Source organism: uncultured Aggregatibacter sp., assembly GCF_901873365.1.
Taxonomy (GTDB): domain Bacteria; phylum Pseudomonadota; class Gammaproteobacteria; order Enterobacterales; family Pasteurellaceae; genus Aggregatibacter.
Genome location: NZ_CABFLM010000038.1, coordinates 1 through 547, shown reverse-complemented (window position 1 = coordinate 547; position 547 = coordinate 1). Strand labels below are relative to the sequence as shown.

1 protein-coding gene is annotated in these 547 nt (G+C 26.9%); it reads right to left on the bottom strand.

The window, feature by feature from the left end; genetic code table 11:
* Positions 1-42: 42 nt before the first annotated feature.
* Positions 43-547, bottom strand: a 505-nt coding sequence (locus QZ106_RS01125) for a hypothetical protein (RefSeq protein ID WP_295973186.1), incomplete at its 5' end; no start/stop codon positions are given.

Below are 547 nucleotides of genomic sequence, written 5' to 3'. Positions count from 1 at the left end.
ATCCTATAGAAGGTAAAACGCAGTTATGATGTATTTAACTTACTAAACTTCAAACTCAAAAACTTGGGTGAATAAATCCCTCTTATCATTCGTAACATAAATAGGAAAATGGCATTCCGATGTTAACTGCTTAATAACCATACTTGATGGATGACCATAAGAGTTAGATAAACCAAATGAAATTGGAGATATTATTTTACACGTTCCTTTATCAAAATATTTAAAGAAATCAATGTCAAATCCATTTTTACTGCCATGATGTGGAACTTGTATTGTATTAATTGGTAAATGATTACTGAAACTTTTTATTTGTTTTATAAAATTATTCCTAATTACTTTTAGATCTACATCTCCAGTATAAATACATCCAATTTTAAACTCATTATTTAAAACGCAATAACACAAGAAACAATCATAACGCCATAAGTTAAAGCTAAAGTCTTTACCAATATAGTTTAGTGAACAATTATATAATTTATCTTTAACACCATTAGAGTATAAAACTAACGAGTTCTGATTGATATTTCCACTTATTTTCTTATAACAC